The sequence below is a fragment of the Paenibacillus caui genome (genome assembly GCF_019904135.1).
Classification (GTDB): Bacteria; Bacillota; Bacilli; order Paenibacillales; family Paenibacillaceae; genus Fontibacillus; species Fontibacillus caui.
Genome location: NZ_JAIOGQ010000011.1, coordinates 63,702 through 83,859, shown reverse-complemented (window position 1 = coordinate 83,859; position 20,158 = coordinate 63,702). Strand labels below are relative to the sequence as shown.

At 52.6% G+C, this 20,158-nt stretch carries 18 protein-coding genes; 2 read left to right on the top strand and 16 right to left on the bottom strand.

The window, feature by feature from the left end; translation table 11 throughout:
- Nucleotides 1–3: 3 nt before the first annotated feature.
- From K7397_RS08600 to K7397_RS08565, 8 genes are all read right to left on the bottom strand, one after another.
- Nucleotides 4–558: a TetR/AcrR family transcriptional regulator gene (locus K7397_RS08600; protein WP_223067531.1), complete on the bottom strand. Its 555-nt coding sequence runs from the start codon at nucleotides 556–558 to the stop codon at nucleotides 4–6.
- 254 nt (nucleotides 559–812) lie between these two features.
- The gene (locus K7397_RS08595) at nucleotides 813–1,610 is read right to left on the bottom strand and encodes a serine hydrolase domain-containing protein (protein ID WP_223067530.1); all 798 of its coding nucleotides are present in this window, start codon (nucleotides 1,608–1,610) and stop codon (nucleotides 813–815) included.
- A 63-nt stretch (nucleotides 1,611–1,673) separates the two neighbouring features.
- Entirely contained in the window at nucleotides 1,674–2,231 is a 558-nt protein-coding gene (locus K7397_RS08590) for a TetR/AcrR family transcriptional regulator (protein ID WP_337926700.1), read from the bottom strand.
- 163 nt (nucleotides 2,232–2,394) lie between these two features.
- Nucleotides 2,395–3,117, bottom strand: a complete 723-nt coding sequence (gene trpA, locus K7397_RS08585) for a tryptophan synthase subunit alpha (protein ID WP_237690783.1) — start codon at nucleotides 3,115–3,117, stop codon at nucleotides 2,395–2,397.
- Between the two features lie 52 nt (nucleotides 3,118–3,169).
- On the bottom strand, nucleotides 3,170–4,450 hold the full coding sequence (trpB, locus tag K7397_RS08580) for a tryptophan synthase subunit beta (protein ID WP_223067528.1): 1,281 nt from the start codon (nucleotides 4,448–4,450) through the stop codon (nucleotides 3,170–3,172).
- Nucleotides 4,451–4,470: 20 nt separating this feature from the next.
- Nucleotides 4,471–5,436 carry a sugar-binding transcriptional regulator gene (locus tag K7397_RS08575; RefSeq protein ID WP_223067527.1) on the bottom strand — a complete coding sequence of 322 codons (966 nt, stop codon included), beginning with the start codon at nucleotides 5,434–5,436 and terminating at the stop codon, nucleotides 4,471–4,473.
- Nucleotides 5,437–5,573: 137 nt separating this feature from the next.
- Complete coding sequence (locus tag K7397_RS08570; protein WP_223067526.1) at nucleotides 5,574–6,851, bottom strand: HAMP domain-containing sensor histidine kinase; 1,278 nt, start codon at nucleotides 6,849–6,851, stop codon at nucleotides 5,574–5,576.
- Nucleotides 6,836–7,519: a response regulator transcription factor gene (locus K7397_RS08565; protein ID WP_223067525.1), complete on the bottom strand. Its 684-nt coding sequence runs from the start codon at nucleotides 7,517–7,519 to the stop codon at nucleotides 6,836–6,838. The genes K7397_RS08570 and K7397_RS08565 overlap by 16 nt, the downstream gene beginning before the upstream one ends.
- A gap of 332 nt (nucleotides 7,520–7,851) precedes the next feature.
- On the opposite strand from K7397_RS08565, the gene K7397_RS08560 reads away from it, so the two are divergent.
- Nucleotides 7,852–9,165: a fibronectin type III domain-containing protein gene (locus tag K7397_RS08560; protein WP_237690782.1), complete on the top strand. Its 1,314-nt coding sequence runs from the start codon at nucleotides 7,852–7,854 to the stop codon at nucleotides 9,163–9,165.
- A 317-nt stretch (nucleotides 9,166–9,482) separates the two neighbouring features.
- Nucleotides 9,483–10,793 (top strand): fibronectin type III domain-containing protein, encoded by a 1,311-nt coding sequence (locus tag K7397_RS21420; RefSeq protein ID WP_237690781.1) that lies wholly within the window; start codon nucleotides 9,483–9,485, stop codon nucleotides 10,791–10,793.
- 587 nt (nucleotides 10,794–11,380) lie between these two features.
- Here K7397_RS21420 and chrA read toward each other — a convergent pair.
- The 8 genes from chrA to K7397_RS08515 form a co-directional block, all read right to left on the bottom strand.
- Nucleotides 11,381–12,592, bottom strand: coding sequence for a chromate efflux transporter (gene chrA / locus K7397_RS08550; protein ID WP_223067523.1), 1,212 nt, complete (start codon nucleotides 12,590–12,592; stop codon nucleotides 11,381–11,383).
- 237 nt (nucleotides 12,593–12,829) lie between these two features.
- Nucleotides 12,830–13,549, bottom strand: coding sequence for an ethanolamine ammonia-lyase subunit EutC (gene eutC / locus K7397_RS08545; protein ID WP_223067522.1), 720 nt, complete (start codon nucleotides 13,547–13,549; stop codon nucleotides 12,830–12,832).
- A 53-nt stretch (nucleotides 13,550–13,602) separates the two neighbouring features.
- Complete coding sequence (locus K7397_RS08540) at nucleotides 13,603–14,967, bottom strand: ethanolamine ammonia-lyase subunit EutB (protein WP_223067521.1); 1,365 nt, start codon at nucleotides 14,965–14,967, stop codon at nucleotides 13,603–13,605.
- Between the two features lie 86 nt (nucleotides 14,968–15,053).
- Nucleotides 15,054–16,529 (bottom strand): ethanolamine ammonia-lyase reactivating factor EutA, encoded by a 1,476-nt coding sequence (locus tag K7397_RS08535; protein ID WP_223067520.1) that lies wholly within the window; start codon nucleotides 16,527–16,529, stop codon nucleotides 15,054–15,056.
- Complete coding sequence (locus tag K7397_RS08530) at nucleotides 16,526–17,257, bottom strand: MgtC/SapB family protein (protein ID WP_223067519.1); 732 nt, start codon at nucleotides 17,255–17,257, stop codon at nucleotides 16,526–16,528. The genes K7397_RS08535 and K7397_RS08530 overlap by 4 nt, the downstream gene beginning before the upstream one ends.
- Nucleotides 17,258–17,261: 4 nt before the next feature.
- Nucleotides 17,262–18,260: a PHP domain-containing protein gene (locus tag K7397_RS08525; protein ID WP_223067518.1), complete on the bottom strand. Its 999-nt coding sequence runs from the start codon at nucleotides 18,258–18,260 to the stop codon at nucleotides 17,262–17,264.
- Nucleotides 18,257–19,042 carry a DeoR/GlpR family DNA-binding transcription regulator gene (locus K7397_RS08520; RefSeq protein ID WP_223067517.1) on the bottom strand — a complete coding sequence of 262 codons (786 nt, stop codon included), beginning with the start codon at nucleotides 19,040–19,042 and terminating at the stop codon, nucleotides 18,257–18,259. The genes K7397_RS08525 and K7397_RS08520 overlap by 4 nt, the downstream gene beginning before the upstream one ends.
- Nucleotides 19,043–19,135: 93 nt before the next feature.
- Nucleotides 19,136–20,155, bottom strand: a complete 1,020-nt coding sequence (locus K7397_RS08515; protein ID WP_223067516.1) for an ABC transporter ATP-binding protein — start codon at nucleotides 20,153–20,155, stop codon at nucleotides 19,136–19,138.
- Nucleotides 20,156–20,158: the final 3 nt, after the last annotated feature.

The window sequence follows — 20,158 nt, the reverse complement described above, 5'->3', positions numbered from 1 at the left end:
CCATCACCTCTTTCTGATCCCGTCTAATAAAATATCCACCATTTCGTGCAGTGCTTCACTGAGAGTTAACCCTGCCGGTTTCGCCTGGGCTTGCTCCATCAACCGGTGCAGCCCGCCGATATACATCTGTATAAACACTGCCGTATTAAATTTCTCCAGCAGCCCTTCAGCCTGGCCTTCCGCAACGATGCGTGCCACCCCGTCCCATTGCTCCTCGATAAAGGAATTTAAAACGCTCCAAACCTTAGTGTGATAACGCTGCAATTCATATAGACGCTTCACATCAAAATAGTGGAAATCTTCCGGAAGCAGTACGAGCAAAGCCTTCAATTTGTCCATGGTACCGAGCTTTGGATCCCGGATGATGGACTGCTCCCGCTCCTTGATCTCTGTAGTGGCCTGCTGGACCATCTCAAGGATCAGCTCTTCCTTGGAGGCATACCATTCATAGATCGTTTTCGTGCTGATTCCGCACTCCCTCGCAATATCCGCCATCGTAAAGCGGAACCCGGTTTTGAAAATTTCCTTCTGAGCCTGAAGCATAATTTTCTGCTTCAATTCCAACCTGCCTCCCGTATGTGAAATTAGGAAAATATACTGTTATCTTTATTTTCCATATCATAAGGTATTCGATATCTGTTGTCAATGATGCTGTCACAAAAAGCGAGTGTCCTAAGGAGCCCTATCGATGGCCGCGGGACACTCCTATTTGTTATGTAGCAGGAGACAAGCGAGTGCTCCGTGCGGCGCTCCGAGGCCGGATGTTGCTCCCATCGCTGTTTTCTCCAGATTTTTTGAATATGATTTAGCGGTTATAATCCGGAGACAAAGGCGACCGCTGCCGCTTGTACGGCTCCTTTATGGAGTTGAAAAGAAACCCATGCCGCCATATCTGCGATACTGGCATTCATCGCCCTGGCTGATCCGGGTTGATCCTTGGTGAACGGGATTTCCAAAATGTCATTCTCAGCTACTGCGTAGGGCTTTGCGTAATTCGAGCCTGCTGTTGTCTCAGCAACTGAGAAATTGCTTTGCGCCATCCCGATTGGCTTTGCAATAAGCTCTCGCACCCACTCTTCCCAAGGCGTTCCCGTAATACGTTCAATCAGATAGCCTGCTTGCGCAAACATCAGGTTGGAATATTGAAAGGCATACCGGAAAGGCAAATTAGGCTCCAGATCCGGGAGGCATAGAATCCATTCCCCAGCTGTCATATTCGCTTCGACAAACATGAACTGATGGCTCGGCATACCGGAGCGGTGGCAGGCGATATCCCGAAAAGTGAGCTGCTTCGTTGCAGCTTCATCATGCATACGGAAGTCCGGCACATACTGTTTGATCGGCGTATCCCATTTCATTTTACCTTCATTCACAAGCATTGCCAGCACCGTCGTGATGAACGGCTTTGTCGAGGAACCGATGGCAAATACCGTTTCGGTATCTACTGGCAATTGCTCTGCCTTATCTCTGTACCCGAATCCGGAGCAGTACACAAGGCCTTCCTTATGTACGACGGCAACGGCAACACCCGGAGTTTTCCATGACTGCATCGTTTGCTCTATAATTTTCTCTATATTTTGCAATTTTGCTGAGACTTCTGACTTTTCCATAACATTCACTCCCATTGTTCATAATTAAACCGAACGTTCGGTCTGTTTCTTGGTTAAAAAAAATTAGATATTTCTCTTTGTGGTCACGCCATTTAAAAATATGGAGATGGCAGTACGATGGAGGGGGCGCAGCTCGTCAAGCTCCAACTCATAACGAACCGCACCCAATCCGGCGATGAGGGCAAACAAAATCAGGGTCAACTGCTGTTCCGTTCCGCCTTGAATCTCTCCGGAAGCGATGCCTTCCCGCAAAACCTGCTGAAAAATATCGCGCTGCTTATTCATGGCGTTGAGAATTTGCTCCGCTACGGCCGGATCGGCGGTCTGGCTGCCGCTGAACTCTTCGGCTGCCTTGATGAGCGGATTCTGCAGATCATCTGCAGTATGATCGGCCAGACCGTATAATTTCTCTGCAACAGTCCGGTATTGATGCTCCTTCGCAGCCCATCGCTCAATCCATTCATCTACCTGCGCTTCAATCAGATAAAGGAACAGTCCCTCCTTGCTCTTAAAATGGTGATACAGATTTCCTTTGCTGCTTCCTGAAGCCGAAATAATGTCCTCAATGGATGTGGCGAGATATCCCTTCTGCGAGAATAGCTCCCTCGAAACATCAGCAATCCGTTTCTTAGTCTCTGTTGCGGCGCGTGCATTTGTTTTATTGATGATCGATCCACTCTCTTCCTAAGTTTCCTTTCGAACAAACAGAACGTTCGGTCTATTCGAATATAACATGGCCAATATTTAAATGCAACCGCTCTAACTTTAGATACTGGAGCACGAATTAATGGAGCACAGCCAAAGACTTCAAAAAACGCTTCACACCGTTAAGCCCGTCTTGTTCGAGCACTTTAAGAAGCTGAGTTCCAATGATGGCGATATCGCATTTACCATGCAGGAAACGAACATCCTCTTCGCTCTGGATGCCGAATCCGACGGCAATAGGGGTCTTGGCCTGGCTCCGGACACGGGTCAGGAATTCATCTGTCTCCTTGCCGAAGGCCGTTTTCGAACCGGTTACGCCTTTACGCGCTGCGCAGTACAGAAAACCGCCGGTTTGCTCCGATAAATAAGCAAGCCGCTCATCCGGTGTATAGGGAGTGGCGATCATAATCGGTTCCACGTTATATTCACGGCAAGCCTCCAAAAACTTATCGCTTTCCTCCGGATAAGCGTCCGGCACAATCAAGCCGCGGATGCCGATTGTCGCGCACTCCTTAACGAAGCTGTCTATACCATATTGGAAGACAATATTATAATACGTCATAAACAAAAAGGAGATTTCCGGGAAATCGGAAGCTACACGCCCGGCGAATTCCAAACATTTCAGGGTCGTTGTACCGTTCGCCAGAGACGCCTGATTGGCTCGCAGAAATATGGGGCCGTCCGCGATCGGCTCCGAGAAAGGCAGCTGCAACTCCACGAGGTCAACGCCGCTTTCATGAAACAGACGGATCATCTCGTAATTGGTCTCGAAATCGGGATACCCCAGAATCTGGTGTGTCATAAGTTGAATAGACTTCCCGGAAGTTCTTGTTCCGGTAATTCGTTCAGCAAGACTAAGCTTCGAACTGGGCGTTTTTTCGGTGGATAAATGCTTTCCATTCTTCATCCTGCAATCCCTCCGCTATATTAAAAATATCTTTATCGCCGCGTCCGGACATGTTAACGATGAAGATATCCGACTTCGACGATTCCGCGATATCCCGGAATGCACCTGCAAAGGCATGGGTAGACTCCAGTGCTGGAATCAGCCCCTCCGTCTTCATCACAATCTCCAGCGCCTCGATGACTTCCGCATCGGTTGCCGCCGAGAACTGTATCCGGCCCCGCTCGGATAGATTGGCCAGAATCGGCGACACGCCAACATAATCCAAACCGGCCGCGATGCTGAACGTATCATTCATTTGCCCTTCGTTATTTTGCAGAAACAGAGTCTTATAGCCTTGGGCTACGCCCGGCTTACCTTCTCCAAACGCTATCCTCGAAGCGTGTCTGCCGGATTCCTTCCCCTGGCCTCCCGCCTCGACACCGATGAGCTGAACCTCTTCATGCGGGTAAAATGCCTGGAATACGCCAAGCGCATTCGATCCCCCGCCAACGCAAGCATAGACACGGCTCGGCAGCCGGCCGGCTGAACGCAGAATCTGCTCCTTGGCTTCAATGCCGATAATGGATTGAAAGTAAGCCACAATGGATGGAAACGGGTGGGCGCCCGATGCGGTTCCGAGAACGTAATGAGTCGTTTCGAAATTGGACACCCAGTCTCTGAGCGCCTCGTTAATCGCATCCTTCAGCGTCTGCGAGCCGTAATCGACCGGAATGACCTCTGCTCCCAGCCGTCTCATCCAGAACACGTTCGCATATTGCCGTTCCATATCCTCGCGTCCCATATAAATGGTAGCAGACAAGCCCAGCTTGGCCGCAACGGTGGCCGTCGCCACTCCATGCTGCCCCGCTCCTGTCTCGGCAATAATCCGCGTCTTGCCCATTTTCCTCGCAAGCAGCGCCTGACCCAGGGCATTGTTGAGCTTGTGCGCGCCTGTATGATTTAAATCCTCACGCTTGATGTAGATCCTCGCACGACCAAAATGCCGGGTCAGCCGGTCCGCGTAGGTCAGAGGCGTTGGTCGGCCCGAATAATCAGCCAGCAACGCGCAATATTGCTGCCAGAAGGCATCATCCTGTCTGATCGCCTCGAAATGTTCCTTAATCTCCGTAAATGCCGGAACCAGAATTTCAGGTATATACGAGCCGCCGTATTCACCGTAGTAACCATTTTCAGATAAGAATGCCGCTTCCGAATGTATAGACCTCAGTGCCGATATCTTTTCAGACATGTCAAATTCTCCCTTCCTGCTCACTCCGTTTGATGAGGATGAAATGATAGGATTTCCCTTGCAGTTGCAGCGTCCGTCACCAGGATATCAATCCATTTGCCCCGAAGAGCCGCCGTGATAGCCTCGACCTTCCGGGTGCCTCCTGCGATTCCAATGACGTTCGGGATTGCGCGAAGCTCTCTGGCTGTGAGGCCAATTAACCTGTTTTTTCCCGGAAAATCAATTTCTCGTCCGTCTTTGTCAAGGAAGGAAGCGCACAGATTCACGACAGCCCCCCGTTCTTTCAGATCCGACAACGCATCCAGACTGAAACTTCCCGATTTCACCATGGTCGCTTGATCGCTCACCTCACCGATGCTGACGACGGCTACGCGGCTCTGCTTGGCAAGCTTGAGCACCTTCTCGATTTCCGGCTCCCCGCGCAAGATTGTGCCCGTTTCTTCACTTGCCACCATAAAAGGCGCATGCATGATCCAAAATTTGGACTTCAGCTTGTTCGCAAAGGTCATGGCATTAGAGCTTGCCTGCCATGATGCGCCTTCTGATCCCCAACCGCCAACCAGGGGCACAAACTGCAGTCCCTCGGCCGCAAAATAATCCAACTCCCCTGTCGCGCTCGCTACGGATTGTCCTGCCATTACCCCGACAATATCGCCGTCTCTTAGCACCGATTCTAAAAGCGCTGCGGCTGCGTGGCCGAGCTCGGCATTGCGCTGACTTGGGTCTTCAGAACAATCTACGATGAGCGCATCCTGTATGCCGAAGGCTTCTATCAACAATTTTTCAAGCTCCTGCTCGGCGGAGAACGGATTGTTGATCGAAATTCGCACAATACCCTCGTTCCTCGCGGCTGTCAGCATCCGGCTAACGTGCGGACGCGAAATTCCAAGTCGCTTGGCAATATCCAATTGAGTCAAGCCATCCTCGTAATAAAGCTGGCAGATCTTCACCAACAGGCGAAAACGATCCTGATTCTTCTCTGACATAAGCTTCACACTGCCTTTATATCCGAATGTACATTTGTTTTATGTATGTACTTATGTACATCATAACATGAATATACAGCTTTGATCTTCTTTTTTCAACCTTTTCCTGGAAAATAAGTTTCTTGTGGGGATGCAGCTTACGAATTTATAGATTTGGGGAGATGAACCGTAAACACCGTGCCTTTGCGGATGACGCTTTCGACGGATATAAAGCCGCCATGCATGTCCACAATCGTTTTCGCAAGCGTCAGCCCGATGCCCGTGCCCTGCTTATTTTGGGAAAAACGGCTGCGGTAGAAAGGTTTAAAGATATGGTTGATATCGTCTAAATGAATGCCTTCTCCGGAATCACGGACGGAAATTCTGACCATCAACGGATCTTCTTCCAGCCGAATCTCGATCCGGTTTCCCGCCGCGGTATGCTCGGCAGCGTTTTTGACGAGATTGCTTACCGCCTCAAGCAGCCATTCCTTGTCGCATGAATAGGTTACCGGTCCTCCAGCAATGATCTCAAGCTTCTTGTGTTCATGAGCCATTCTAACCTCAAAGCTTTCCGCCGCCTGTCTGATCAGGTCGTTTAGCTTGCATTCGCTTGGCTTAAGCTCGATAATTCCGGCGTCCAGCTTGGCCAGCTTGAGCAGATTGGTGATCAGGCTATGCATGCGTTCAAGCTCGCCTTCGCTTTTCTGCAAAAAGCTTGCGATGACTTCATTATCGGAATGCTCGTCTCTCATAATCTCGTTATACATCGCCATGGCTGACAAAGGCGTCTTCAACTGGTGGGATACATCGGTCAGAAGCTGTTTGAGAAACAGCCGGTTTTGTTTTTCTTTTTCAATATGCGTATGAAGAGATGCTGTCATTGTATTGATGGATGCGGCCAGCTTGGAGAGGCTCCCTTCCTCGTGATCGTCCAACCTTGTTGAAATCGCTCCCTTCATGATGCGCTGGACATCTTCCTGATACCGGTCGATTTTGTTGTAGTGCCGCTTCAGGAACAGAAAGGAAACCGCGAGCAGGAGCGCGCTGATCACGACCCCGACGATGAAATTCGTGATGACATTGGTTTGATAGAGGGAATGGATACCGGGAATAAGCCGCATTTGCAGGCTGCTTTTATATCCGGAGGCTTCAAGCAAGGCTCTGCCTGCTTTGAGGTCTTTAGCTGATTTATCCGCTGTGAATACCGAAGGGATATCCTCGGCCAAATGCGGATAGGTGCGGGTTAAATACCCGGCCAGCTCGTCATCGTGCTCGATCATGACTCGCTTCATGTGGATGGTGTTCAAGTAGACGACGATTTGCATCATGATGATGCCGGCTAACAAGATCAGCCCGAGCCGGATCAAAAAATGTTTCGCATCCTTATTGATCAATAAGTCCATAACCGTGAGTCCCCTTATTTGACGTTCCATTTATACCCCATCCCCCTGATCGTTGTCAGATAAGACGGCTGTTTCGGATCATCTTCTATTTTTTCGCGCAACCTGCTAATATAGACGGCCAGCGTATTGTCATCGATAAAGCTTTCGCGGCTGTCCCACAGCTTTTCCATAATCTGCTCTTTCGACAGAACGAGCTTCGGATTCTGCATAAACAGACATAGAAGCCTGTATTCCGCTGTAGTCAGCTTAAGCTCGGTTCCATTTTTTAAGACCCGTCCTTCCAACAGCTTGACAGTAATCCCGCCCGCACTCATGTCCTGAGCCTGGTCATTGGCAAACCCCGAACGCCTCCACGCCGCATTCATGCGGGACACAAGCTCGTTCAATTTTAAAGGCTTGGTCATATAGTCATCCCCGCCTAGATCCAGTCCCATAACGACATTCGCTTCTTCATCGGAAGCGGTGAGGAAAATAATCGTCACATCGGAGGTTTGCCTGATGGCTTTGCAAAGGTCGAATCCGCTGCCATCGGGAAGCATCAGGTCGAGCAGGATCAAATGAAACTCGTCCTCATCAAAATGTTCCTTGGCTTCCTTGACCGTTCTTGAAACCGTCGTTTCAAATCCATGCTTGGACAGAAAAAACTTCAGCGCTTCGATCAGGCTTAAATCGTCTTCCACCAACAATATATTTCGCATCGGTGTCCTCCATCCTGGGATAAGGCAGCAGAATGCCGGGCTGCCTTTCCATTTTATTACTTTGAGGATAGCAGTTTGCCGTCTTCCTTTTCAAATTCGCCTATTTGGTCGAAACGCTGTTTTCCATAAATCAAGGGATTCAACGAAGTGCATAACTAGCACTAGTAAACAAATAGTAGCGCTATCTGAGAGATAATTCCATTTTAGTATTTACAGATGGTAATTTAAGAGCTAAATTAATATCGAGAGTAAAAATCAGGTAATTGTTGGAGGTGAAAATGGTTCGCCCGTTTTGCTCTCGAAATCATTGTACAAAAAAGGAGATATCTCAGATGAAGCAATCCGTCATGAAAAAAATGATCTTTTTTCTCGCCGCAATTTTCGTGGTAAGTGTATCTTTCCACAGCACAGCGTCCGCATCGGCACCCCCTAACACGATTGCGAACGGCAACTTTGAAACGGGGGACTTTACTGGCTGGGCCGTAAATGGAAACGCTTTCTCAGTTGTGAATGACACGAACTGGGGCGGTGGCGAGGATTTTAACCATAAAGGCACCTACCATGTTTGGGGCTACAAAAATGCCGGGGACGCGGGAACGGGAACCCTTCAGTCGGGCTCCTTCACCGTATGGGGCGGCAAATATATGGATTTCCTGATCGGCGGCGGCAATGATTTGAGCAACCTGTATGTAGCCCTGGTGGATGCAAGCAACGGGCAAGTTCTGGTGAAAGCTACCGGCAGCAACAGCGAATCCTACCGCAGGGTGATTTGGGACATCTCTCCCTATCAATACAAGCAAGTCTACTTTAAAATCGTAGATACCTCCACAGGCGACTGGGGTCATATTAACGTAGACGATATCCATACGACCGCGGATACGCCTTTCTCGGATTCTTACAGCACGCTGCCAAACCATGACTTTGAAGACGGGAACTTGACGGGATGGATCGTGAACAGCGGCACCGCGTTCAGCGCGGGAGATGTGACTTCCGACAGCACTTATGGGGACGGACCTTTCAATCAAAACGGAACTTATCATTTGTGGAGCTATAAAGACGGCGGAGACGGAGATACCGGCGTTTTGCAGTCCTACTTCTTCAAGATCGGCGGACAAGGGCAAATCGATTTCCTGATCTCCGGAGGAAATGATATCGACAACGAGTATGTAGCGTTGGTAAGAGCCTCCGACGGCAAAGAATTATTCAAAGCAACCGGCTCCAATTCGGAACAATACACCCGCGTCTCTTGGGACGCTTCGGTCTATGGCGGCGACTATGTATACGTGAAAATCGTGGATAACGCGACCGGCAGCTGGGGCCACATTAACCTGGATGATTTGAATGTACAGGCAGTCAACTATTCCGTTAAAAACGATATCACGCCCCCGACAGCGCCTGCGAATCTTGTGGTCACCGACAAGACCAGCACAAGCGTAACCGTCTCCTGGACAGCTTCCACAGACAACATTGGCGTGACTGGCTACAACTTTAAAATCAATGGCTCTTCTACTCCTACGGGCAGCACTGCGACAAGCTATACGTTCACCGGCTTAAATCCGGGGGTTACTTACTACATTAAAGTCAGCGCAACCGATGCGGCCGGCAACGAATCCGCAAACAGCGAAACGCTCGTCGTTCAAAATTAACAGGATGATTTAACAACCGGCATTCAGCCTCTTTAACCAACGCGTAATCAATTTATCGGTGTTCCAAATGAATAAGCGGGAAGCTCAAGCGCCGAAAGGCGCCGAGTCTCCCCTTTTTTTGCAGGGTTCCTCTGCTTCGCCACACTAGCAAACACAAAGTAGTGCTGCCTGAAAAATAATTCCATTCTAGTATTTACACATGGTAATTTTAGGGCTAAATTATTATTGAGAGCAAAAAAAGTAATTATTAGGAGGCGAAAAGATTCAACCCTTTTGTTCTCGAAACAATAGTCTGCATAATATGGAGATGATCTTGAATGAAGCAATCCGTCATGAAAAAAATGATCGTTTTTCTCGCCGCAACTTTCGCAGCAAGTTTCTTATTCCTCAATACAGCGCTCGCGGCTCCTCCCCGAGACATTACAAACGGCAACTTCGAAACGGGTAACTTCACCGGCTGGACCGTAACCGGAAACGCTTTCTCAGTCGTGAATGACACGAACTGGGGCTGGGGCGGGGATTTCAACCAAAAAGGCGCCTATCATGTCTGGGGCTATAAAAATGCCGGGGATGCGGGAACGGGAACCCTTCAGTCCAGGTCCTTTTATTTATGGGGCGGCAAATATATAGACTTCCTGATTGGCGGGGGCAATGATATCGACAATCTGTATGTTGCCCTGGTTGATGCAAGCAGCGGACAAGTTCTGCTCAAAGCAACCGGCTCCGACGACGAATCTTACCGCAGGGTAATTTGGGATATCTCTGCCTATCCATACAAGCAAGTCTACTTTAAAGTCGTAGATACCTCCACAGGCGAATGGGGTCATATTAACGTAGACGATTTCCATACGACCATGGATACCCCTTACTCGGATTACTATAGCGCTCTCCCGAACCATGACTTTGAAGACGGGACCTTGAACGGATGGATGGTCAACAGCGGTTCCGCGTTCAGCGCAGGGGATGTGACTTCCGACAGCACTTATTGGGACGGACCCTTCAACCAAAGCGGGTCTTATCATTTGTGGAGTTATAAAGACGGCGGAGACGCGGATACCGGCGTTATGCAGTCCTATTTCTTCAAGATCGGCGGAATGGGGAAAATCGATTTCCTGATCTCCGGAGGAAACGATATCGACAACGAGTATGTAGCGTTGGTAAGAGCTTCCGACGGCAAAGAATTGTTCAAAGCAACCGGCTCCAATTCGGAACAATACACCCGCGTCTCCTGGGACGCTTCGTTCTATGGCGGCGAACAGGTTTACGTGAAAATCGTGGATAACGCGACAGGCGACTGGGGCCACATTAACCTGGACGATTTGAATGTACAGGCAATGAACACTTCCGTCAAAAACGATATCACGCCCCCGACAGCACCTGCGAATCTTGTGGTCACCGATAGAACCAGCACAACCGTGACCTTGTCCTGGGATGCTTCCACAGACAACATCGGCGTGACTGGTTATAACTTTAAAATTAACGGATCTATAACTCCTACCAGAAGCACTGATACAACTTATACGTGCACCGCCCTAAGCCCTGGGGTTACTTACTACATCTCGGTTAGCGCGCTTGATGCGGCCGGCAACGAATCCGCAAACAGCGAAACGCTCGTCCTTCATAATTAACGGCAAGTTACGGCTAGGAATCAATTCAGGTTTTTCTTGCATAGTCGATTAACCCTAACGGGAAGCTTTAACGCGGATCAGCGTTTAAGTTTCCCGTTATTTGCTGGTTCCTCTTTGGGCTTCAGAAGTGGAATAGCAATGCTTGAAACCTAGTTCCTTTTTGGCCGTATGGATATAATGTTAAAAAAAGGAGCGATTACCATGATAGACGGAAATAACAATAATCCGTTTTCTCACTCTGCAGATCCATATGGGGCCAAGGCTAATTTTGATGTCAACCAACAGAAGCTTCATACTGAAGGTGTTCCGGGCTTTTGGAGACAGGTCACAAATTTGCTTATCCTGGTTGGGATTATAGCTCTAGTTGTTGTGCTGGTTAGAATCTTTTAGAGAAAAAGCCGTAAAGCCTGAGGTTCTTTATCGTGCAAACCCACACGTCCCGAGGAATTGCGAGAGAATGGGTATGGGATTCCACCCGCTGTTAGAGTCATATTCTATATTGCAGAAATCTCTCTCCCACCCCAAAAATTTATAAATTCAATACGGCTTTCGCCCCCTCAGGATGCGAAAGCCGTTTGTGTAACGCATTATAGAAGACCCATCAGCGTCCCGCCTGCGATCCCGGCGATGACAACGACCCAGGGCGGCAGTTTCCAGAAGACAAGCATGGTAAACAGAATCAATGCCAGCGCAAAATCGGCTGGCGCCATGATTGCTGTGGTCCACAGCGGATTGTACAGCGCAGCCAGCAGAATGCCGACCACTGCCGCATTAATACCTACCAGCGCCCCCTGAACATGGGAGCTTTTGCGAAGGGAATTCCAGAATGGCAGCGCCCCGATGATCAGTAAAAAGGCTGGCAAGAAAATGCCTACCGTCGCGACTATAGCTCCGAAAACACCTTTCGTCATTGCGCCCAAGTATGCGGCAAACGTAAACAACGGCCCCGGCACAGCCTGCGCCGCCCCGTAACCGGCCAGAAAATCTTCTTTGCTTATCCACCCCGCAGGCACCGCTTCCCGTTCCAAAAGCGGCAAAACAACGTGCCCTCCGCCAAATACAAGCGAACCAGACCGGTAAAAGCTGTCGAACATAGGAAGCCATCCGGCGGTCATCCCCCTGCTCAGCAGCGGCAGAATCATCAACAATCCGAAAAAGAGGATCAGGCAAAGCACCGCAAACGTGCGGCTGATCGGTACCGCAAGATTCGGAGCTTCCGGAACTGCCGCTCTCCGGTATGCCCATAGCCCGATAAGTCCTGCCGCTATGATAAGCAGCACTTGGCTGAACGCGGTCTGCCACAGCAGAGTGATGGACGCCGCAATAACCGCGATGGTAGCCCTTTTCTTATCCGGGGCGAGCTTTTGTCCCATGCCCAGAACGGCTTGGGCCACAATCGCCACGGCCACAATTTTCAGCCCATGAATCCATCCTGCGCTGCCAATGTCGAACCCCTGTAACAGGAAGGCAAACAATACCAAAGCAACCACCGAAGGCAGCGTAAAACCAAGCCAGGCGATCAGCCCGCCGAGCAACCCCCCGCGAATAACGCCAATCCCAATACCGACCTGACTGCTGGCCGGTCCGGGAAGAAATTGGCACAACGCTACCAGATCCGCATAGCTTCGATCGTCCATCCACTTGCGTTTTTGTATGTATTCGTGATGAAAATAACCAAGATGGGCGATCGGCCCCCCGAAAGAAGTCACACCCAGTTTGGTTGATACGGCCAGAACTTCCAGCAGTGTCTTTGCCCTTCCTTTTGGAGCATTCAAAGGAGCAGGTTGATAGGTATCCATGTTCAGCCTCATTTCGATTGAATATTGTGCGAATGAAGATTGAATGGCGGGTGGAGCGCTTCGCTGCCTGACCCGGGAATTTCAAATTTTTTATTTTTCGAAACCTATTATAGCATGTCAGGGGAAGATGCAGATGAGATAACGTACGAGAAAAAAAGAATCCCTGACGGCTCTCAAGGAAGCAGCAATGCTCCTCGCTCTAAGTCAGGGATTCAATAATTTTTAAATACTTGGGCGCTACAGGACAAGGCTCGTCCCGCTGCGCTTCTGCTCCAGCATTGCCGCGAGCATTGTGCCGATATGGGCGCCGGCCTCCACCGGCTGCGTGCCACGGGCATGAATGTTCGAGATGACATTGCGGTCCGATTCCAGCGTGCCGAACCGGGGACGATAGCCCATATAAGCGCTCATCGACTGCGCGGTTACCAAACCGGGCCGTTCGCCAATCAGCATGACGAGAACGTCCGGCTGCAGGATTTCCCCAATATGGTCCATGCAGGCCACCCTTCCGTTCTTGACGAAGAACGGGGTTCCCGTCTGCAGGCCGTAAGCCGCCAGTGAATCGAGCAGCGCCGGATAAACGTCGCGGATATTGGCACAGGTCGCGGCGGCGCTGAGTCCGTCCGAAACGACGACCTGCACCTGCGGCTTCATGATGCATTTTTCCCGGATCAATGCCGCTCCTTCATCTGTAAGCCTTCTCCCCAGATCCGGCCGTCTCAGGTAGCGTTCCTTGCTGCCGCTGAGCGTCTCCACCGTAAACAACCCCATTTCCTTCAGCAGCTCGGGCGCCACGACCCCGTACACCGAATCGACTGCGGCGGCATGATCCATCCGCAGCTGCAGCGCCGTCCGGGTGAGCGGACGCGTACCGCAGCGGCCGACGCCGATTCTGGCCGGCGTACTGCCGGCAAGCTCCGCCGTCAGCTTGGCAGCTTCATCGCTGAATGCTTCCATCCTTGTTCCTCCTTTCGCGCTCCTCTCGCGGCAATTGTTCCACCCTTGCAAAATCAATACACGAACAACGCCGGATTGCCGGCACGTTTTGTCAGTTTGCCATCCTGCATTAGCTCCATGCGCTCCAGCCAGCGCTCAAATTCAGGAGCCGGGCGAAGCCCGAGTGTCTCGCGGACCGTTGCAATATCATGGTAACTCGTAGACTGGTAATTCAGCATGCAGTCGTCGGCCATAGGAACGCCAATGATAAAATTGACGCCGGCTGCGGCCAGCAGCACGGCCAGATTGTCCATGTCGTTCTGATCAGCCTGCATATGGTTTGTATAGCAGACGTCGACTCCCATCGGCAAGCCGTGCAGCTTGCCCATGAAGTGATCCTCCAGACCGGCCCGGATCACCTGCTTGCTGTCGTACAAATATTCCGGCCCGATAAAGCCGACGACCGTATTGACCATAAATGGGTTGTAACGCCGCGCAAGGCCGTAACATCTCGACTCCAGCGTCACCTGATCGATGCCGTAATGCGACTCGGAGGACAGCTCCGATCCCTGCCCTGTCTCGAAGTACCAATAGTTCGGTCCCGTTCTCCCTTTCTGGGAGCGGGCCAGTGCATCGGCCTCGTCCAGCAGAGCGGCATCAATGCCGAACGCTTTGTTCCCCGCTTCCGTGCCGGCGAGACTTTGGAAGATCAAGTCCGCCGGAGCTCCCTGGTGAATGGCGCGTATCTGCGTCGTGATGTGGGCCAGCACGCAATTTTGGGTCGGAATGTCCCATCGTTCCATGACTTCTTTGGTCAGGGACAGTACATTTTTAACGCTGTCGGCCGTATCAATGACCGGGTTGATCCCGATGACCGCGTCGCCGATCCCATAGGATAACGCTTCGTAGAGGGACGCGCGGATCCCGGCCAGATCATCGGACGGATGATTGGGCTGCGCTCTCCCGGCAAGCACGCCCCGCTGCCCGATGGACGTGTTGCAGCGGGTGATAACCTCCGCCTTCCCCCCCGCCTGGATCAGATCGAGATTGCTCATGACCTTTGCGGCTGCGGCAATCATTTCGCTGGTCAGCCCGCGGCCGATCCGGCTGAATTCGGCTGCGTCGCAGGAGGACTCAAGCAGCTTCTCCCGCAGCCCGGCCACCGACCAGTTCCGGATTTCCCCGTATACTTCCTCGTCGACGCCCTCCTCAATCAGACGGGATATTTCGTCCTGTTCCGGCGGAAGCAGCGGATGCTCGCGGATATCGGACAGCGTCAGCTCCGACAGCACCATCTTCGCGGCAATCCGCTCCGCCGCGTCCTCGGCCGCTATCCCGGCCAGCTGGTCACCCGACTTGACTTCGTTCGCCTTCGCCATCAGCTCCCGCAGATCGCGGAACTGGAATACCCTTCCGCGCACCTGGCATTTCAAGTTCATGATTGCCTCCTCCTCTCCGATATCCTATATCTGTATCCTGTATCCTGTGTTTTTAAACCGCTTTATGAAGTGGCAAATGCCGCACCTTACCCACCCGGGGGCCGGGAGAAAGCCAGCGTCTTCACCACCACCGGAACCAGCGTCCCGCCGACCGGCTCTCCCAGGTCGATGTAATCGCCGTGCTCCGCCCCGACCTGGTCGATGCAGACCACCCGGACGCGTTCGGCTACCCGGCGCTGCAGCGCCTGTCCGAGAGCTTTGGCCATATCGGTGCGGCAGACGACCACGGCCACGGCCTGCTGCGGGAAATGAGCGGACCAGCCGCGGCTGATCGAATCCGCCAGACGCTGAAGCCCCGCGTAGGTGCAGTGGCCCGGCCCGTCCAGAAAGAGCGCAAAGGGCGCCTGCTCCTCGGCCGAATGAAGCGCCTTCGCGGAAGCCATCGCCTGCACCACCGCTTCGTTCAGCCTGCCTTCGTCATCCATGACCGCGGGCGGCAGCTCCGCCTTAACGACAGGCACGTTCCGCAGCGGCAGAACGCCGGGCGGAATATGCACCGTCGCTCCGGCGATCTCCGTCGAATGCATGCCCGCGCCGATGACGGTCGCCCGGACCGTCTGGCGGGCGGCGACCTGCCGGAACCCGCCGGCTGCCGCGGCCCGCATCACCGAGCCGGCCAGCAGCGGGCCGATGTCGCCGAAGCGCGCGGCCTCCTCGAGCCGGGTCGGCTCTGCCTCTTCCGTCAGCGCCGCCACGCCGCCCGACAGCATCAGCTCGTCGGCAGCCGGCAGCACGGCGGGGCGCTCGCCGACCAGCAGCAGCGCGTCGCTTTCGCCGCTTCCGCGGCCGGCCAGGCAAGACAGCAGGCTTTCGGCCATCCGGTCGGTAATCTCCCGGTAGTCCTCCAGTTTAAGCCTGCTTCCGGAATGAAGATCCCAGCCGTTTGCCTTCAGCCATGGCAGGAAAGAGCCGGCAACCGCCGTAATAGTCCCCTCATTGTCCAGCATGATCAGCCGGCCTCCAATCCGGAACGTTATCGTTGCGATGCAGGCCCCTTGACGGAAAAAAGCCGCATTGGCCGTACCGCCTCCAATGTCCACACTCAGCACCGTCCCTTTTATCTCTAGGGATCTCGCCTCGGCGCCCGAGCCTTTGCCGGCCAGCACGCCTTCCAGATCGGCGCCTGCCGTAGCGACCACGAAATCGCCTGCACGCTCGGCAAGCTGGTGAAGCACCTTGGCCGCATTGCGCTTGTTCGCCGTTTCCCCGGTAATAATGACGGCCCCGCTTTTCACTTCATCGAAAGAAATGCCCGCCAGCCTGTACTCGCGTTCCAAAATGTCGGCGATCGCCGGATAATCCAGCTCATTGTCGCCCAGCAGAGGGGTTGTATAAATCCCGCTGCAATACACCAGCGTCCGCTTTGCAATGGCCGCCTTCGGCATGGAGAAGGCATTTGCGGTTCGTTTAATCTGCAGCCGGCTTACGATTAATTTGGTCGTGCTCGTTCCAAGGTCAATGCCAAGGCTCGTGATCCATTCCTCCGAAGCAGCCGTCGTCACAACAGCCCCCCTTCCATTTCGAGCGACATCATCCCGTCGATTTGCGCCAGCGCAAGCAGCGTTTCGTCAAGATTCCGCGTTTTCTTCAGTTTAATCCGCATGCGTATGGATAAAGACGGCATTTCTCCCGAAATGCCCCCCGAATCTTCATTTTCAATGTTCACCTTGTAAACCTGTATGCCGCTCATGTTCAAGCGGGTTATCACGTCGTGCAGCCCGTTCGAATCCCTTGCGATCCGAAAGGAGATTTCCCTGTCTTTTTTCGCGCGGGAGAATACCCTCTCCGTCTTGTTCAGAAAGAACAAACTGACCACCACCATGCATGCAGCGATTATGGCTCCGTAATAAAAGCCGGCGCCGACTGAAAGTCCGATCGCCGCCACTACCCAGAGCGAAGCCGCTGTCGTCAATCCCGAGACGGTCATCCCGTTGCGCAAAATCGTACCTGCGCCTAGAAAGCCAATGCCGCTGATCACCTGCGCCGCAAGCCGCGCCGGGTCAAGCCGCACATTCGGCTCGGAAGCAAATTGCGAGAATCCGTACATCGACAGCAGCATGATCACCGCGGAGCCGAGACACACCAGAATATGGGTGCGAAATCCGGCGGAATGGCCACCCACTTCACGCTCAAAGCCGATGAACCCGCCCAGCAGTATGGACAGCAGAAGCCGCATCGTCATTTCCATATAATCGATATGCCATATTTCAGGGTTGGATACCAGGTTCATGTTCCTACAGATCCTTTAACTTTAACGTTTTACGTTCCCCATGTTCGAAATAGACAACCTCTTCATAACCGGAGCGCCGGGCAAGCGCAGCAGCTTCATCCAGCTTCATACCGATATCGTCGGGATAATGGGAGTCCGAGCTGAGCGTGATCGGCACACCGTATTTGGCAAGCGTCTGCAGGAAAGCCGGACTTGGACACGCTTCCTTGACGGGATACCGGTAGGCAAGCCCCGTGTTGATCTCCGTCGCCACCCCGGCCGCCTTCATCGCCGCAGCCGCCTCTTCATACATCGGAAGGAGCAGCGATTCGTCCGGACGGTAATTGAACACTTTCAAATTGTCCGGATGGGCAATGATATCGAACAGCCCGCTGTTGATCGAGCCAAGCAGATGGTCGAACAAATTGCGGTACATCTTGACCAGATCCGCGTCCTTGAACATATATTCGGTCTGGGGATTGTCGAAGCCCCAGCCATCGATAAAATGGACGGAACCGATCACATAATCCAGCTCATAGGAAGCAAGCAAGCCCTTGAGTTCTTCTTCCCCGCCAGGGAAATAATCGGCTTCCACGCCCAAAGCTATCGGTTCCCCTTCGCGCTGGGCCTGACGGATCAGCTCTATAAAAGGTTCAATCGACGTTGTGCATACACGGTCCAGCCAATACTGCTGCAGCCGGCCGAGCTCGGAATCGTCCAGAACCATATATTTTTCATAATAAGAGCGGAATTCCTTGAAACGATACAAATGATCTACGATGCCGAACCTTTGGATACCTTTCTTCTTGCCGCGTTCCAGATAATAGGCGAGCCACTCCCGGGAGAAACAGCCCTGCTCCATCCGGCGGACCAGCTTCTCCTTCAGTTCCTCCATCCAAGCGAGTGTATGGGAAGGGGCCGTAAACCCGTGCTCTTCAACCCTTTCCAGCGCAAGCGCCGTTCTGCGCAGCCAATCGACCGAATACGGTCCTTCTTCCAAGTGGAAATGACTATCAACTATCACATATGCTCCTCCTCGTCTGCAATCAAAAGTTGGACTTGCTCCTCTGCAAGCGCCTGCTGCCATTTCGAGGGGCATCGTTTATCGGTGACCAGAACCGATATCTCCTTGAGCGGGCAAATATGGGCAAATGTCGCCTTGCCCAGCTTTGTGTGATCCGCCAGCACGATCACATCTTCGGCCCGCTGCATCATTTTTCGGGATATGCTGGCTTCGTTCAGATCAAAATCCGTAACGCCTTCCTCAAATGAAATGCCGCCGGCAGAAATAAACGCCTTGTTAACCGTCAATTTGTCCAGCATCCATTCCGCAAGCGGACCATTGGCGGATTTCTGGCTGATGTTGACCTCTCCGCCGATCATGACGATTTTTCCATGAAAAACCTCCATCGCAAGCAGCACCACCGGCGCGGAATGGGTTATGATCGTTACCCTCTTCTTGTCGCCCAAATGGCGAATCATTTCCAGGGGCGTCGTTCCGTTACCGAGCATGATGCTGTCCCCGTCTTCAACCAGCGAGGCAGCCAGCTTGCCGATGGCCCGTTTCTCTTCCGTATTGATGGCCGTCTTCTGCTCGAACGGCGGTTCCCATGAGTTGACACCCGCCTTCACGGCGCCGCCGTATACTTTCTTCAGCTTCCCGCCTTTATCGAGCCGGTCCAGATCGCGGCGGATCGTTTCAGTCGATACGCCGAGCACATCGGCCAGCTGCAGCACCTGAACCTTCTCATCGATGGCAAGCATCTCAAGAATCTTTTTTTTACGTTCTTCGAACGACAGTGACATCCTCACCCCACCAATTTTCGAAAAATAAAGCGAGCCAACCAGCTCCGAAAAGGATTGCCCCGCTTCCAGAATACGCCTCTTGCCGCCTAACCGTTACTGCCGGAGCGGTTCGCATTTATCCGCCGGCAGGAACAAGCGGACGTCCATCCCTTCCTGAATCCGGTGAACCGTGGAGTTGTTGAGTGCGTCAACCAGAATATCAAGCCCTCCGGCGGAAACGGTAAACCGGATCACATTACCCAAAATATAAAGCTGCTCCACTTTACCCTCAATCGTCGCGGTCCCTAGCTCAGCCACAGGAGCCTCGGCCAGCGGTGCGATGGAAATAACTTCGGGACGGACGGCGAACAGCTCCGTATCCGGCAGGGAATCAAGGCCGATGTCGCTCCGCTTCAATACATTGTAGCTGCCGATAAACCGGGCTACGAATTCTGATGCCGGATGCGTATAGATGTCTTCAGGAGAGCCTTCCTGTTCGATCCGCCCCTGATTCATGATGATGATGCGGTCGGACACGGTGAGCGCTTCCTCCTGATCGTGCGTCACGAAGATCGTCGTCATCTTCAGCCGCTTTTGAAGCAGGCGAATTTCCGTCCGCAGGGAGCGGCGGATTTGGGCATCCAGCGCGCTTAGCGGTTCGTCGAGCAGCAGCACCTTGGGGCGCTTCACCAACGACCTGGCCAGCGCGACCCGCTGCTGCTGTCCGCCGGACAGCTGGGCCGGATAGCGGTTCTCCTTGCCCTTCAGGTCGATCAGGGCAATCATTTCCTCAACCAACGGGGTATACTCAGATTTCTTCATCTTATCCATCTTCAGTCCGAACGCGATGTTTTCGAATACCGTCATGTTCGGAAACAGGGCGTAGGATTGGAACACCATCCCGATCTGCCTCTCCTTGGAAGGGAGCGCCGTAATATTGCGATCCCCCACCGAAATCGACCCCGAGTCGATTTCATTAAGTCCGGCAATCGCCCGCAGCAGCGTACTTTTGCCGCACCCGGACGGACCGAGCAGTGTCAGAAACTGGCCTTCCTCGATCGAGAAAGAAATATCATTAAGCACCTTTTGCTGTTGGTAAGATTTATTGATGTTCTCAATCCTCACGTAACTCATGTT